The organism is Pelagibius litoralis (assembly GCF_011683915.1).
GTDB lineage: Bacteria > Pseudomonadota > Alphaproteobacteria > Kiloniellales > Kiloniellaceae > Pelagibius > Pelagibius litoralis.
Genome location: NZ_JAAQPH010000001.1, coordinates 262,032 through 276,829 on the forward strand (window position 1 = coordinate 262,032; position 14,798 = coordinate 276,829).

At 60.9% G+C, this 14,798-nt stretch carries 16 protein-coding genes; 8 read left to right on the plus strand and 8 right to left on the minus strand.

Annotated elements, in window-relative coordinates; all coding sequences use genetic code 11:
- Position 1 precedes the first annotated feature (1 nt).
- From sufD to HBA54_RS01325, 5 genes are all read right to left on the minus strand, one after another.
- Complete coding sequence (sufD, locus tag HBA54_RS01305) at positions 2 to 1,318, minus strand: Fe-S cluster assembly protein SufD (RefSeq protein WP_167220551.1); 1,317 nt, start codon at positions 1,316 to 1,318, stop codon at positions 2 to 4.
- Positions 1,319 to 1,343: 25 nt separating this feature from the next.
- Positions 1,344 to 2,090 (minus strand): Fe-S cluster assembly ATPase SufC, encoded by a 747-nt coding sequence (sufC, locus tag HBA54_RS01310; RefSeq protein WP_167220553.1) that lies wholly within the window; start codon positions 2,088 to 2,090, stop codon positions 1,344 to 1,346.
- Between the two features lie 39 nt (positions 2,091 to 2,129).
- Positions 2,130 to 3,581, minus strand: coding sequence for a Fe-S cluster assembly protein SufB (gene sufB, locus HBA54_RS01315; protein ID WP_167220555.1), 1,452 nt, complete (start codon positions 3,579 to 3,581; stop codon positions 2,130 to 2,132).
- 54 nt (positions 3,582 to 3,635) lie between these two features.
- Positions 3,636 to 4,103 carry an SUF system Fe-S cluster assembly regulator gene (locus tag HBA54_RS01320; RefSeq protein ID WP_167220557.1) on the minus strand — a complete coding sequence of 156 codons (468 nt, stop codon included), beginning with the start codon at positions 4,101 to 4,103 and terminating at the stop codon, positions 3,636 to 3,638.
- Positions 4,104 to 4,335: 232 nt separating this feature from the next.
- Positions 4,336 to 4,806 carry a hypothetical protein gene (locus HBA54_RS01325; protein WP_167220559.1) on the minus strand — a complete coding sequence of 157 codons (471 nt, stop codon included), beginning with the start codon at positions 4,804 to 4,806 and terminating at the stop codon, positions 4,336 to 4,338.
- A 237-nt stretch (positions 4,807 to 5,043) separates the two neighbouring features.
- Here HBA54_RS01325 and HBA54_RS01330 point away from each other — a divergent pair, with 237 nt between their 5' ends.
- The 3 genes from HBA54_RS01330 to HBA54_RS01340 all read left to right on the plus strand — a co-directional run bounded on the left by HBA54_RS01330 (position 5,044) and on the right by HBA54_RS01340 (position 6,879).
- Positions 5,044 to 5,433: a c-type cytochrome gene (locus tag HBA54_RS01330; protein WP_205944346.1), complete on the plus strand. Its 390-nt coding sequence runs from the start codon at positions 5,044 to 5,046 to the stop codon at positions 5,431 to 5,433.
- A gap of 153 nt (positions 5,434 to 5,586) precedes the next feature.
- Positions 5,587 to 5,979, plus strand: coding sequence for a c-type cytochrome (locus HBA54_RS01335; protein WP_167220560.1), 393 nt, complete (start codon positions 5,587 to 5,589; stop codon positions 5,977 to 5,979).
- Positions 5,980 to 6,156: 177 nt separating this feature from the next.
- Entirely contained in the window at positions 6,157 to 6,879 is a 723-nt protein-coding gene (locus tag HBA54_RS01340) for a cytochrome P460 family protein (protein ID WP_167220561.1), read from the plus strand.
- 583 nt (positions 6,880 to 7,462) lie between these two features.
- Here HBA54_RS01340 and HBA54_RS01345 read toward each other — a convergent pair.
- Complete coding sequence (locus HBA54_RS01345; RefSeq protein ID WP_167220562.1) at positions 7,463 to 7,711, minus strand: hypothetical protein; 249 nt, start codon at positions 7,709 to 7,711, stop codon at positions 7,463 to 7,465.
- Between the two features lie 73 nt (positions 7,712 to 7,784).
- Here HBA54_RS01345 and HBA54_RS01350 point away from each other — a divergent pair, with 73 nt between their 5' ends.
- From HBA54_RS01350 to HBA54_RS01370, 5 genes are all read left to right on the plus strand, one after another.
- Positions 7,785 to 8,243: a cytochrome P460 family protein gene (locus tag HBA54_RS01350; protein WP_167220563.1), complete on the plus strand. Its 459-nt coding sequence runs from the start codon at positions 7,785 to 7,787 to the stop codon at positions 8,241 to 8,243.
- 107 nt (positions 8,244 to 8,350) lie between these two features.
- The gene (locus HBA54_RS01355; protein ID WP_167220564.1) at positions 8,351 to 8,770 is read left to right on the plus strand and encodes a tetratricopeptide repeat protein; all 420 of its coding nucleotides are present in this window, start codon (positions 8,351 to 8,353) and stop codon (positions 8,768 to 8,770) included.
- Positions 8,771 to 8,950: 180 nt separating this feature from the next.
- Complete coding sequence (locus HBA54_RS29575) at positions 8,951 to 11,221, plus strand: mechanosensitive ion channel family protein (protein WP_322095954.1); 2,271 nt, start codon at positions 8,951 to 8,953, stop codon at positions 11,219 to 11,221.
- Positions 11,222 to 11,357: 136 nt separating this feature from the next.
- On the plus strand, positions 11,358 to 12,005 hold the full coding sequence (upp, locus tag HBA54_RS01365) for a uracil phosphoribosyltransferase (RefSeq protein WP_167220565.1): 648 nt from the start codon (positions 11,358 to 11,360) through the stop codon (positions 12,003 to 12,005).
- A 149-nt stretch (positions 12,006 to 12,154) separates the two neighbouring features.
- The gene (locus HBA54_RS01370) at positions 12,155 to 12,877 is read left to right on the plus strand and encodes a cytochrome P460 family protein (RefSeq protein WP_167220566.1); all 723 of its coding nucleotides are present in this window, start codon (positions 12,155 to 12,157) and stop codon (positions 12,875 to 12,877) included.
- 72 nt (positions 12,878 to 12,949) lie between these two features.
- On the opposite strand, the gene HBA54_RS01375 is transcribed toward HBA54_RS01370, so the two are convergent.
- Complete coding sequence (locus tag HBA54_RS01375) at positions 12,950 to 13,750, minus strand: hypothetical protein (RefSeq protein WP_167220568.1); 801 nt, start codon at positions 13,748 to 13,750, stop codon at positions 12,950 to 12,952.
- A gap of 89 nt (positions 13,751 to 13,839) precedes the next feature.
- Positions 13,840 to 14,718 (minus strand): LysR family transcriptional regulator, encoded by an 879-nt coding sequence (locus HBA54_RS01380; RefSeq protein WP_167220570.1) that lies wholly within the window; start codon positions 14,716 to 14,718, stop codon positions 13,840 to 13,842.
- Between the last annotated feature and the right edge of the window lie 80 nt (positions 14,719 to 14,798).

A 14,798-nucleotide genomic window follows, 5' to 3' on the forward strand; every position in this document is an offset into this window, starting at 1 on the left:
ATCAGAACTCCCTGCGGGTGCCGGCCAGCCAGTGGCCGATGGAGGACATGAGGGCGGGGCAGAGCCCCTCGGCCGCGATCTGGTCGACGGTCTCCCCCAGGAAGGCCTCGATCAGCATGGAACGGGCGGTTGCTTCGGGAATACCGCGGGCGCGCAGGTAAAACAGGGCATCATGGTCCAGGTCGCCGGCGGTCGCGCCGTGGCTGCAGATCACATCATCGGCGTAGATCTCCAACTCCGGCTTGGCATCGATCTCGGCGCGGTCGGACAGCAGCAACGCTTTGCTCAACTGATGGCCGTTGGTGTGCTGAGCGTCGCGGTGGACGGTCAGTTTGCCTTGAAAGACCGCGCGGGCGCGTTCGTCGATCACGCCTTTGAAGACCTCGCGGCAAGTCGTGTTGGGTACCAGATGATCGATCATCGTGGTGTTGTCGCAGTGCTGGTCGCCGCGCACTAGATAAGCGCCGTTCAGGTGGCAGTTGGCGCCTTCACCGGCCAGCTTCACCGACACCTCGTTGCGCGACAGGCGCGCGCCGGTGGTCATCGAAAAGGCGTCGTAGAGGCCGTCGCGGCCGACCTCGGCCTTCACCGTCGCCAGGTTGAAGGCGTTCAACGCATCGGCTTGCAGCTTGTAGTGACGGAAAATCGCGCCGTCGCCGACCGTCACCTCGGTCATCGTGTTATTGAGATAGGGCTGGTCGCCGAGATGACTGAAATGCTCGATCAGCGTGGCCTGGCTGCCTTCCGCCAGGATCACCAGATTGCGGGGATGGTAGGCGAGGGGGGCATCGCCCGCCCCGCCCAGGTGGACGACTTCCACTGGATGATGCAGCACCGTGCCGCGCGCCAGCCGCAGGACGAAACCGTTCATCATCATGGCGGTATTCAGGGCCAGCATCGGCTGCACCTTGGGGCCGTTGAGGTGATCCAACTGGCTGGCCAGCCAGTCCGGATCGGCGGACATCTGCTCGGTCAGCGGCAGCAGTTGTGCGCCTTTCGGCAATTCGCCCAGACGCGACAGGTCGCTGCGGAAATGACCGTCGACAAAGACCATACGATGGCTTTCGGTCGTCTCGGGCAGCAGGCTCGGCGCCCGGTCGATCGAGATACAGGCCCGCGGCACGCCCTCGGCGGCGAAGGCAACCTTTTCGACCGGCCGCAGGCTGGTGTACTTCCAGGTCTCCAGACGCGGCGTCGGAAGGCCGCTCTCGGCGAAGTGCTGCAGGCCGCGCTCGCGCAGCGCCGTCAGCCAGGGCAGATCCTGTCCGGGAAGCTGGTCGCGCAGGGCGCCGAAGTGTTCGTTAAAAGCTTCTGTCATCTTGCTCTCTAATTCTGCTCACCAGTCAGGCGGCGCCGGCGAACTCGGCATAGCCTTTCGCTTCCAGTTCCAGCGCCAGTTCCTTGCCGCCGCTGCGCTGGATCCTGCCCTGTGCCAGAACATGAACCTGATCCGGCACGATGTAGTCCAAAAGCCGCTGGTAGTGAGTGATCACCAACATGGATCTGTCGGGGTCGCGCAGCAGGTTCACCGAATTGGCCACTGTCTTCAGCGCATCGATGTCGAGGCCGGAATCGGTTTCGTCCAGTATCGCCAGGCTGGGCTCCAGCACGACCATCTGCAGGGCCTCGTTACGCTTTTTCTCGCCGCCGGAGAAGCCGACGTTGACCGCGCGCTTTAGCATCTCGTCGTTGATGCCCAACTGCTTGGTTTTCTCGCGTACCATCTTCACGAACTGCATGGCGTCCAGCTCGTCCTCGCCGCGGTAGCGGCGCACGCCGTTCAGCGCCTCTTTCAGGAAGGTGGTGTTGGGTACGCCCGGGATTTCCACCGGATACTGGAAGGCGAGGAAAAGGCCTTCGCCGGCGCGTTCTTCCGGCGCCATCTCCAGGATGTTCCTGCCCTTGAACAGCACTTCGCCCTCGGTCACCTCATAGCCTTCGCGGCCGGTCATGACGTAGGACAGGGTCGACTTGCCGGAGCCGTTCGGGCCCATGATGGCATGGACTTCGCCGGCCGGGATGGTCAGGTCCAGGCCCTTCAGGATTTCCTTGCCGTCCACGGTGGCGTGCAGGTTCTTGATCTCAAGCATTTTTCGCTGTGATCCTTGTTATGCGTTTCATCTTGTTGTTTAGCCGACGCTGCCTTCCAGGGAGATGCCGACCAGCTTCTGGGCTTCGACGGCAAACTCCATGGGCAGCTGCTGCATGACCTCGCGGCAGAAACCGTTGACCACCAGGGCCACGGCGTCTTCCTCGGAGATGCCGCGCTGGCGGCAGTAGAAGAGCTGGTCTTCGCTGATGCGCGAGGTCGTGGCCTCGTGCTCCAGGATGGCGTTGCGGTTCTTGCTTTCGATGTAGGGTACCGTATGGGCGCCGCAGCGGTCGCCGATCAGCAGCGAGTCGCACTGGGTGAAGTTGCGCGCGCCCTCGGCCTTGGCGGAGATCCGCACCAGGCCGCGGTAGGTCGAGTCCGAGCGCCCGGCGGAGATGCCCTTGGCGATGATGCGTGAGCGAGTGTTCTTGCCCAGGTGGATCATCTTGGTGCCGGTGTCGGCCTGCTGGCGGTTATTGGTGATGGCAATGGAGTAGAATTCGCCCACCGAGTTGTCGCCCTGCAGGATGCAGCTCGGGTATTTCCAGGTGATGGCCGAGCCGGTTTCCACCTGGGTCCAGGAGATCTTGGAGTTGCGCCCACGGCAGGCACCGCGCTTTGTGACGAAGTTATAGATGCCGCCTTTGCCGTCCTCGTCGCCGGGGTACCAGTTCTGCACTGTCGAGTACTTGATCTCTGCATCGTCCAAGGTGATCAACTCGACAATTGCGGCGTGGAGTTGATTCTCGTCGCGCATCGGCGCGGTGCAGCCCTCCAGATAGCTGACGTAGGATCCCTCGTCGGCGATGATCAGGGTGCGCTCGAACTGGCCCGTATTCTCCGCGTTGATACGGAAGTAGGTGCTCAGTTCCATCGGGCAGCGCACGCCCTTGGGGATGTAGACGAAGGAACCGTCGGTGAAGACCGCCGAGTTCAGGCAGGCGTGCTTGTTGTCGCCGTAAGGCACGACCGAGCCGAGGTATTTGCGCACCAGTTCCGGGTGCTTTTGCACGGCCTCGGAGATCGAGCAGAAAATCACGCCGACCTCTTCCAGGTTCTTCTTGAAGGTGGTGGCCACCGACACGCTGTCGAAGACCGCATCCACCGCCACGCCGGCCAGCATCTTCTGTTCGGTCAGGGGGATGCCCAGCTTCTCATAGGTCTCCAGCAGCTTGGGGTCGACCTCGTCCAGGCTCTTGGGCCGGTCGTCCGGCGATTTCGGTGCCGAGTAGTAGTAGGAATCCTGATAGTCGATCGGCGGAAACTGCACCTTGGCCCATTCCGGTTCCGGCATGGTCAGCCAGTGGCGATAGGCTTTGAGACGCAATTCCAGCAGCCATTCCGGCTCGTTCTTTTTGGCCGAGATGAAGCGGACGGTGTCCTCGCTCAGGCCCTTGGGCGCGGTCTCGCTCTCGATGTCCGTGACAAAGCCGTACTTGTACTTCTCGATCCCGCGGACCTGTTCGACTGTCTCGACTGTGGCGGCCATTCAATAACTCTCCCGATACAACAAACGCTTGCTTGGTGTTTTAACTAAACTAGATCAGCTTTTCCTGTCCGCCTGAACCGTTTTGGGGGCGGTTGTCTGCGACAGCCCGAAAGTCGCGGGGAAGGCAGACATTTCGGCCAGGCTGACGCTGGTCAGAGCGTCCTGAATGGCGGTGTTCACCTTGTTCCAGTTGCCGCGCATCGGACAGAGCGACTGCACGTCACAGGATTCGGCCGCGCCGTCGACGCAGGCGGTAAGGGCGATTGGGCCTTCAAGAGCCTGAATGATCTGGGCCACCGAAATCTGCTCCGGACTGCGGCTGAGCGTGTAACCGCCCGTAGCGCCGCGCTGGGAGGTGACCAGACCGGCCCGGCCGAGAAGATTGAGAAGCTTGGAGACCGTGGGCAGCGGCACTGCGGTATCGTCGGCAATCTGCTGGGCCGATCGCAGGTTCTCGCCCCGCAGGCTCATCTGCGACATCACCACCACCGCATAATCCGTCAGCCGGTTTAACCGGAACATGGGAAACCTCAATCCATACTAATCTAGTATAGATTTAAATATAAGATATTGTGGAAGAATCAAGTGATAACCGCTCGCAATTGACGACTTTCCGGGCGCTACCGCTGGGGCCCGGTCGCGCTTTTGGGACGGCTCGTCAAATTTGCGGCACGGCACGAAAAAAGGGGAGGCACAAAATGCCTCCCCCTGTTAGCCGTTGAATGGCAGGTGAACTGGCCGGGTTGTCGGAAAGTCAGGGCTGGCTGCTGTTGGGGCAGTCGCCGGGGACGGACGCCAGTTCTTCGCTGCTTTCACAGCCACCAGCATAATACTCAGGATGGGGGTCGCAGGGACCTTCATAGGATGTCTGCGAGGCGCCATCATGGCAGCCATATGCGTTGGTGGTTGAGCCCGGGACGGAGTTGGTCATTTGCCGGGGCCCGGTAGTGGGCCGCGTCGGGCCGGTTCCGCGCGTGGGTTTTTTGAGCTCTTGTGCGGCGATCTGCACGTACGCGTTGGCAGGCCCAAGATCTTCGGCGCTTGCTGATACCGAGCCCGCCATCAGCGCGACCAGCGCGGCAGCAATCGTATTGGCGGCGGGTTTGGCAATTCTGCATGTCATCGGCATTGAAATTTCCTCTCGAGGTTGAATTGGGGCAGAATCTTTCTCGATAAGAGATCGAAAATCTACGGAAACCTGCGTTGTTGCTTCTGTGTCGTTCAAAGTGGCCGCTGGATTCATCCTGTCGGCAGTTTGGCCGGCTGTTACCGCCGCGCCGTCCGGTGGGTGCCGGGATCGGCTGAAAGGCGCCTCTCACGCTTTCTTGACGTGTAACCCCCCGCCTTTGATTTGCGTCACAGGTCATATCCTTACAGGTTTGAACGCGTGGATATCTTGTGGGGCCCGACCTGGCCCGGGGGCATGTTCATTGGGGATCAGGACAATACGGGAGTGATGATTATGTTGCGGATGTTCTCAGCCGGCCTCTCGGCGACTTTGCTTGCCTTGGCTTTTGCTACGCCGGTTGCGGCGGCGGGTGATCAAGCGAACGGGCAAAAGCTGTTCAAGAAATGCTCTGCCTGCCACTCCCTGGAAGAGGGTAAGAAAAAGGTCGGGCCAAGCCTTTACAAAATCTTCGGCGCCACCCCGGGTCAGGTCGCGAAGTTCAGATATTCCAAGGGCATGACGTCCTACGGGGCGACCGGCGTCGTTTGGGACGAGGAAACCCTGGACGCCTGGCTGACGAAGCCGAAGGACCTTGTGAAAAAGACCAAAATGGCCTTTCCCGGCTTCAAGAAGGAACAGGACCGCGCCGACGTCATTGCCTATTTGAAGAGCCTGTCGGAATAAGCTGGGGAGAATGGCCCGGTTTCTGCGGGCCTGCGACACTTCGGATCTTGTCTTACCGGCGGCTCCGCCTTTAGTCTGCGGCTGCTTCGGCGGAATGTCGTGGCTTCAGGAGAGATGGCCCCGCGCGGGGCACAACAAGACCGGAGTGTTTTAATGCGTCTGAAGAGCTCCTTTACCATCGCTGCCTTCGCCGCAGCGGCGCTCGTTTCCGCACCTGCCTTGGCCGAAGGCGACGCCGCCGCCGGCGAAAAGGTTTATCGCAAGTGCAAAGCCTGCCACGCCGTCGAAGAAGGCAAGAACAAGGTCGGGCCAAGCCTTTACAACATCGTCGACCGTGCTGTCGCAACCGTCGAGAAATACAAGTATTCCAAGGCGATGGTAGCCTTTGGCGAGGGTGGGGCCGTATGGGACGCCGAAACCCTGGATGCCTACCTCGAAGCGCCGAGGAAAGCGGTCAAGGGAACCAAGATGGCTTTTGCCGGCCTCAAAAAGCCGGACGACCGAGCCAACGTGATTGCCTATCTGATGCAGTTGAAGCCGGAATAGTTTTCGGCGCAGGATATTGATTCGGGGCGTCGGCGGAAAGTCGGCGCCCCTTTACTTTAGGAAACGCTCAACCTCTTGTGATGTTGAGTTGATGCGGCGTTCGGCGCTAATACCTACAGAATGAACCGATCGCGTGGGCTGTGTTTGTCCACCGCTGGACTTCGACAGGAGGCTGGCTTGGTTCATGGGTTCCTTTACGATCCGACGCCCCTTCGGCGCTTCAGAGGCGACGTTGCTGCGATCCGACCTCGGACGGCTTGTTCGATAAAACGTGCGAGCGCATTTGCCCTTCTGGCGATTGCCTGCCTGCTGCCGTTGTTTCAGGCGAAGGCCCAGGACTCGGATTTTGCTCGGCCGGAGCGGCACTTTTCGGTCGAGCGGCCGGCCGATCTTTCGGCGGCCGATGCCCTTGTGGTCTACGATAAGGTGCGCGACCGCATGGTCGCCGGCTATCGCCTGTCCCACGACCCCACGGCCGGGACCTTCGTTGAATGGCGGCGTTACAATTCAGCGCCCTACCGCTCCGCGACCCATGGCCAGCGTTTTGTGAACAACTACGCCAACATGACGGCCAAGGCCTATGGCCGCTATGAGGAGGCGGGGCCGATGCCGGTCGGATCCATCCTGGCCAAGGACTCCTTTGCGGTGACCCAGCGCGGCGACGTTTTCACCGGTCCGCTGTTTCTGATGGAAAAGATGTCGCCGGGATTTCGCCCTGACGCCCATGACTGGCGCTACACCATGATCATGCCCGACGGCAGCCTGTTCGGCGTGACCAATGGCGAAGGCAGCGAGCGGGTCGAGTTCTGCATCACCTGTCATGAAGCGGTCGATGAAGATCAGCACCAAATGTTCTTTGTCCCCGACGAGTACCGGGTAGAGTTCCTCAATCTAAGGTAATCAGTCTCTCGGATTGCGGCGTTGCGTAACGGTGGCCCGCTCTGCGGCATCGGTGAGGGGAGCCCTGCGAGTGCTTCACGATATCGTGAGTCGCCGTGACTCTACAGAATCGCCGGGGAGTCATAGGCTTGAGGAGCTTGAGGCTTACTTGGAATGAGCAGGTCTCATGAACAAACAATAAACCAAGAGTATCTGTCTGGGAGTGATCAAAAATGAAGTCCAGGAAGCGCTTATTAATGTCGACTGCCGTGGTTCCCTTGGCGGTTTTGGCTGGTGTGGCGGCCGGAGGCCTGCTTGTCACAGGGCATATGGGCGTTCCCATGGCCCAGGCAGCCTGTAACCCTTGCAACCCCTGCGCTGCGAAAAAGCCGGTGAACCCTTGCGCGGCCAATCCTTGCGCAGCGGCAAACCCTTGTGCGGCCAAGGCGTGCAACCCCTGTGCAGCGAATCCCTGTAACCCTTGTGCAGCGGCCAATCCCTGCGCGGCGTCGAACCCTTGCAACCCCTGTAATCCGTGCAATCCCTGCAATCCTTGTGCGGCCGGCGGCGGCGGCGCGGTCGCAGCCTGCGCAATTCCCCGGATTCAGGCAGCGGCAGCGGCCAATCCCTGCGCGGCGAAGAATCCCTGCAACCCCTGTGCGGCCAACCCGTGCAATCCTTGTGCGGCCAATCCCTGTGCTGCCAAGGCATGCAACCCTTGCAATCCCTGCGCGGCGAAGGCCTGCAATCCCTGTAACCCTTGCGCCGCCAAGAACCCGTGCAATCCTTGCGCCGCGAACCCCTGTAACCCTTGCGCGGCGGCGAACCCTTGCAACCCCTGTAATCCGTGCAATCCCTGCAACCCCTGTGGGGCTGGTTCGGCACCTGAGCTGACCGACGCGGAAGCACTGGCTGCCTATGACTGCATGTTCGAGACCATGAAGGCCGCCTACGCGAAGTCCGACAAGGGCGATGCTTCCGGCTATTCGAACTGGCGGCAATACAGCACGCAGGCCTATGTCTCCGACACTCACGGCGGGCGCTATGTCCAGAACTGGGGTAACTCGGCGGCGAAGGCCTACGGGCTTTATGAGAATGCCGGAACCTTCCCGCCCGGTGCGAAGCTCGGCAAAGACAGCTTCGGCGTTAATGCCAAGGGTGATGTTTCCGTCGGGCCGCTGTTCCTGATGGAGAAGATGCAGGCGGGCTTTAACCCGGATAGCGACGACTGGCGCTACACCATGGTGATGCCGAACGGCTCGGTCTTTGGAACCACCAATGGTGCCGGCTCCGATAACGTTGCCTTTTGCATCGGTTGCCACCAGTCGGTGACGCCGGAACAGGATAACGTCATGCTGCTGCCCGAAGAATACCGGGTGAAGTAGGGACGGTTATGCGGACCGGACCGCGGCGCCCTACCTTGCGCCCTTCGGTTCGCATCCTGTTGACGTTTTTTGTTGTGATCACCGCCTCGACCTTAGGGTCGGGGCGGTTGTCGTTTGCAGACTTCGTCGATGGTCTGGCCGCCTACGATGCGGGCGATCTGCAGGCCGCCTATGACGAGTGGCTTCCCTTGGCGCAGGCCGGCGATCTGCAGGCCCAGGTGGCCCTGGCTGGTTTGCTGCAGGTTGGAGGGTTCGGCCTGGCGCGAAACTTTCCGGAGGCTGTCGCCTGGTATCGGCGGGCCGCTGAGCGCGGCGACCCTGTTGCCCAGATGAACCTTGGCGATCTTTATGCCAAGGGGCAGGGGGTGAAACGCGATGCCGTCCGGGCCTTCGCCTGGCTTTCCCTGGCGGCCGAGCAGGGGCGCGATTGGGCCGCGCGGCAACGCGATGCCTTGGCGGAAACCATGACCCCTGAGGAAACAGCCGAGGCAAAGGCGCTGATGGTGCAACTGCGCGCCGCCTACTGAAGCCCGCTTTGGCGGGCGGGCTGCTTCGTCGATGCCCGCCCCCGGGGTGGAAACCCGACATCTCGTAACCGTCGTGAAACCTGATCCTCCAGGCGGCATCGAAGTGCCATACCCTGGGCCTCTGGGTTTTGCGGTCTGTTGGGGTTATAGTCACAGCGTTTAATCATTATGAGGTGAGTCGTGGGCCTTCGATTGCCGAGCCTTCTCCTGGCCCTTCTTCTTTCCTGCCTGTCGCCCTCTCTGGCCGTGGCACAGAGCGACGAGACAACGGCGGCGACGTCTGAAGCATCGGCACTGGAAGAGCTGCAGAACGGCGACAAGCCCCTTTCCGAAGCAGCGATTCGCGATCTCGTCGCCCGCCTGGACGACGCCCAGGTTCGCACTCTCCTGCTCGAGCGCCTGGATGCCGTCGCGCGGGATCGCGCGCAACCTTCAGAGCAAAACCTGGGCAGCCTGCTCATCCAATCCCGCGACCAGGCGGAGGCATTGCGTGATGGTCTCGCTCGGATGCTCGCCGCACTCCCTGCCTTGCCGCAGGCCATGTCCACGGCGTTTGAGCGTCTGCGCGACAACCGGCAGCCCGTTGTGTTCCTTTGGATCGCGCTCGGCTTCGCGGCGATGATGGGGGTGGGGTGGTTGGCGGAGCGGCTGCTGCGCAGGGCGATGGCTGGGTTGTTCCGAAGGATCGTGGAAGCGCAACCCAGCTCGACCATTGCCCGGCTGGGCGGGCTGTTGCTGCGGCTGGTGCTGGAGTTCGTGCTGCTTGGCGTCTTCATCGGTGGCGCTCTTGCCGTCTACTTCCTGGTTACCCAGGGTAACGAGGTGACGCGTACGGCCGTGATGACCTACGTTGCCGCGGTCGTTGTGGTCCGCAGTTACGCGATTTTCTCCCGCTTCCTCCTGGCGCCCTATTTGCCAAGCCTGCGTCTTCTTCATATGGACGACCGCGATGCCCGCTACCTGCATCGGCAGAACCTGATCCTGGCCTCGATTGCCGGCTTCGGCTTTCTTACCTGCAGCCTGCTACAGGGTCTGGGTATGCCCGACGATGCGCATCAATTGCTGAGTTTCACGGTCGGCTTCGTTCTCATCGCCACGGTTGTCTACACCATCGCCACCGCCCGCCGGGCCATATCCGGCGATTTGAACTGGGATCCGGAGCAGGCGGGGCCGCTGCGCACCATGATTGCGGAAAGCTGGCCGCTGGCGACCACGGTCTACGTGATCCTGCTGTATCTGGTGATCGTCGTTATTGAGCTGAGCGGTGGCCGGGCCTCATATCTGGCCTCTTTCGGCAGTCTTTTGACGGTGCTCTTCCTGCCGCATCTCGATGCCATTCTGGAGCGCGCCGCCCGGCGCATGGAACAGAGGGACGACAGCGCCGCGACCGCCGTAGGCCAGTTTAAGATCGTGGGGCTGCGCGCCTCGCGTTTTCTTGTCTGCATTGCCGCGGCGCTGTTTCTCGCCAGAATTTGGGGGGTCGATCTGTCCTCTCTGGCGGAGGAAGGGTTTGGGGCACGGATTGCCGGCGCGCTGATCGATATCGGCATCACGGGCTTGATCGCCTATGTGCTCTGGGAGCTGGCGCGGATCACCATAGATCGGCGGCTTGCCGAGGACGCCGCCGCAACAGCATCAGAGGACGGCGGCGGGGAGCCGGAGCCTGGCGAACAGGGCGGGCAGGGGGCTTCGCGGGTGCGCACCCTGCTGCCGCTTTTGCGGGTCGTGATCCAGGTGACGATAGCCGTGATGGCCGTGATGCTGGTTCTGAGCGCGCTTGGCGTGAACATCGGCCCGCTGCTGGCCGGGGCAGGCGTAGTCGGCCTGGCTGTCGGGTTCGGGGCCCAGACCCTGGTCCGCGATATCGTCTCCGGCGTCTTCTTCCTGGTCGACGATGCGTTCAGGCTGGGGGAATACATCGATGTCGGGGTGGTGAAGGGCACGGTGGAGAAGATCTCCATCCGGTCGCTTCGGCTGCGCCATCATCGCGGCGCCCTCCACACCGTGCCCTTCGGCGAGATCCAGCACCTGACGAACTACAGCCGCGACTGGGCGATCATGAAGCTGGAGTTCCGCGTGCCCTTTAACACCGATCTTGAGAAGGTCCGTAAGATCTTCAAGCGTATCGGCCAGGACCTTCAGCAGGACGAGGAGATCGGTCCGGATTTCCTGCAGCCCTTCAAGTCCCAGGGGGTTCTGGCGACCGATGACAGCGCTTTCCTGCTGCGCGGCAAGTTCATGGCCAAGCCGGGCAAGCAGTTCCTGATCCGCCGCGCCATTTTTCAGGCGGTGCAGCAGGCTTTCGCCCGGGAGGGCATCAAGTTCGCCGACCGCCGGGTCACCGTCAACGTGCCGGGCGCGGGGGGCATGGAGCCGGAGGAGCGCGCTGCGGCTGAGAAAGCCGCCGCCTCTGCGGTGGCCAGTGCCGATGCTTTGGCGACGAAGGCTTAGATCCGGACTCAATGCTAAGACCCTCGGCCAAGGCACTCGACAGAATCGCTTCTGTCTTCTAACACTCCGCCCCAGCCGTCGGGCATCAACGCCGGCGGGCTGCGAAGCAAAAAAATCAAAGAGGCAAGGCAGAGGCATGCAAGACCCAGTTGCGAGTCCCAAGGTCACGACCGTCGACCACCCCCTGGTCCAGCACAAGCTCACCCTGATGCGCGACAGAGACACGGCGCTGCCGGAATTCAGGCGTTTGTTGCGCGAAATCAGTCTCTTACTGGCTTATGAGGTCACCCGGCACCTGGAACTGAAGACGGTCTCTGTCGAGACACCGGTGGCGAGGGCCGACCTGCCTTTGCTGGCCCGGCCGGAGCCTTGCTTCATCACCATCCTGCGCGCAGGCAACGGCCTGCTTGACGGGATGCTGGATCTGATCCCGGCGGCCTCGGTCGGTCATCTGGGGCTCTATCGCGATCCCGCGACCCTGGAAGCCGTGGAGTACTACTACAAGGTGCCTGGGGATATGGGCGAGCGCCTTGCCATTGTGGTCGACCCGATGTTGGCGACCGGCCACACCGCCGTTGCCGCCCTGGATCGGCTGAAAAAGGACGGCGCCAAGGATATCAGCTTCGTCTGCCTGGTTGCCGCGCCGGAAGGCATAGAGGCGCTGACTGAAGCCCATCCCGATATCCCCATCTACACGGCGGCCGTCGATGAACGGCTGAATGAGAAGGGCTACATCGTCCCGGGTCTGGGCGATGCCGGCGACCGAATTTTCGGTACCAAGTAGCAGCTGCAGAAGACTGCTTTTGGGGTATGCCTACCCCTTTGTGCGTTCACGAACCTGTGATGCTCGGTTGCTGTGCTGAATCCCTATATCCTTGTTGAATCAAGACCGTAGGGGGCAAGGAACGGTCAGCATAAGGAGACCGTTTTTCTATGTCCGTTCATGTTGTCGCGTTCGCGGCCGCAGTCTTTATGACCATCGCCTCTGCCGTTGCCACCGGCGTTGCTGCGCAATCGATCACGGCTGCGGCCCCCGATCAGGAGGCCCAGTACTTCGATGACGAACTGGACGACCTGGATGAGCCGCGCCGCGCCTACAGAGTCCAAAGCCCGGCCGAACCGAATCGTCATGACCGGGTCCAGAATCCCGCCGAGTTGACGGCGGAGGAAGCAGCGGCGATCTACAATGATCTGGCAGACGACCTGGCGGCGACTTACGCCCTCAGCGGCGATCCGGTGACCGCCGGCTACAGGGACTGGCAGCGTTTCAACGCGGCGCCCTACAAGTCGATGACCCACGGCCGGCGCTACGTTAACAACTATGCAAATGAAATCGCGGCGCGCTACGGCCGGTACGAGGCGGCAGGGCGCCTGCCGGTCGGCTCTGTCGTGGCCAAAGACAGCTTCGTCGTGACCGACGATGGCGCCACTGGACCGGGGCCGCTTTTCGTCATGGAGAAGATGGCGGAGAGCTTCAACTATGTGACCGGCGACTGGCGCTACTCGATGATTTCGGCCACAGGCGAACTTCTTGGCCGGACCAACGGCCAGGGGGCTGACCGGGTCGAATTCTGCATCTCCTGTCACTTGGCCGTGGAAGACCAGGACCATCTTTTCTTCGTGCCGGAAGAGGCACGCCTGGCGCCAGGGCCATAGGGAAGTGGAAGGCCGGGAGGCGCATCGCCTGCCGGCCTTCTCTTATGCTTCGCTTTCCTGGATTGGAGGCGCTTAAGACATCGCGGCGTTCTGGGGGCGATGCCATTCGCGGCCCGCTATGTGAAGCTCGCTGGACTTCTCCGTTTTTTTGCTTCTCTGGGCTTCCAGCTGTTGATAGAGCTCGCCTGGCGCAAAGCGCATGAGATGCTCTAGATCTTCCCGCGCCATCCATACGAGCCATTCGGCGAACGATTCGGGGCTGCCGGGGGCATGCCAGAAGCCGGGTTCCATATGCATGTAACCCTCACGAGCCGCCAGGCCCCTGCAGGCCGCGTGGGGATACATGAAGCCAAAGACGAAGTCGGGTGACCACTCCATCAGACTTAAGGCCAGCGCCATGCGCGGCAGAATTGTCGTGAGCCCGGTTCCTCGAAAACGTTTTCCGTCGTCTTCCTTCAGCCACAGCTCTCCATGGTAACAGACCCTCCCAGAGATTTTCTGGCAGGCGGGAGTCGGCGAATAGTCGTATTGGGTCGGATCGTCCGTGTTGCCAGGGGTCATGTATTTCTGCCGATGCAGCCTGAAGTGGTCGGCTAACGTGGTGCCCGAAAGATCGAGGAGGCGCATCGCCTGGGTGTGGATGAGTTCGCCGTTCTCATCGACGCCCTTGATCCAAAACCCGTTCGACGAATCGATGTACGTACAGGCGACGTCGTACATCGGGTAAAGGGTTGATCTGTCCGATTGAGCCATGCGGACTTTTCGGAATTCTTCGAAATCGGTACTGACCTCGAGCAAGAGGCCTCTTGCTTCGCTGATCTGGATGATGTCGGCAATATATCTAATTGCTTTGTAGAGATTGTCGGTAGGCATGGTCGGACGCTCCCTTAATTCGCGTAACGGTGAGGCGATAAGGTAGCGTGATACGTATTCCCCGAAGCTAAGATTGCCCGTCGCCCGGTCTAGATATCGAACTCCATCAGAAGGTCGTCGGGCATTGGGCGGACGTTCCGAGGGTCCAAACCCTCGATTTCTAAGCGTTTTGTCCTCGCAACCAGTACTGCCAGGGCCGTTTGGCCATCGGGGAAAGTGCAACACATTAGGAGCCGTTGAAAACTTACCGGAATTGGAGTTCCACCTCTCTCTCGCGGGATTTGGGCATAAACATGGTCGAGCCGTACACCGCCCTCGCTAAAGATCTGGGAGTGGGCACCGGAGATGAAGTCGTTAAATTCCGATCCGGCGGGATCATCCTTGGAGAAACGGCCGATTGCGCTCTTGGCCCAAACCCGATCAAACCAGGTCGCATAGGAAGACTTTTCGCCGATGGCCACACAGAGCCAACTATCATCGTGTTGTCGGTAAAGAAGCAGATAGGGTTTCAGGACTTCCAGTTCAGGGGATTCAATTTGAAACCTCGCATTCGCCCAAGCGAGAAAGCCTTTCTGCAGGATGGGCGGGCCGTCGATCCACAGGCGGCTAAGTGGATGTTGCTGGGCATAGAAGTCGCGGCCATGCTCATCGCGGTATCTAGAGCGGTCCATCCCCGAGGCATCCGTATCATGCGTGAGGTGACCGCTCAGCCAGGCCTCGGCCTGCTCGAGGACTCTTTCGGCTTCCCTGATCGCCTGCCTGCCTGGTTCCGTCAGCACATATTGTCTATCGGTGATTTCGAAAAACTTGGCGCCCTTGATACTTTCGAGGGTACTGATATGACGCCGCACGGTCTGGCGGGTGATGCCGAGGGTTGCGACTGTCTTCGAAAGGTTCAGCGTTCGCCCTAATGTCGTGAGGGATTTCATCATCTCGAACAGCACGGGCGGGCGTTGCAAAGTTGGCATGATAGATTACTGGCTCGTACGATCAAAAAGGGACTGCCACATAACTTATACAACAATCCCTTGCACCAAGGAAATTGGCT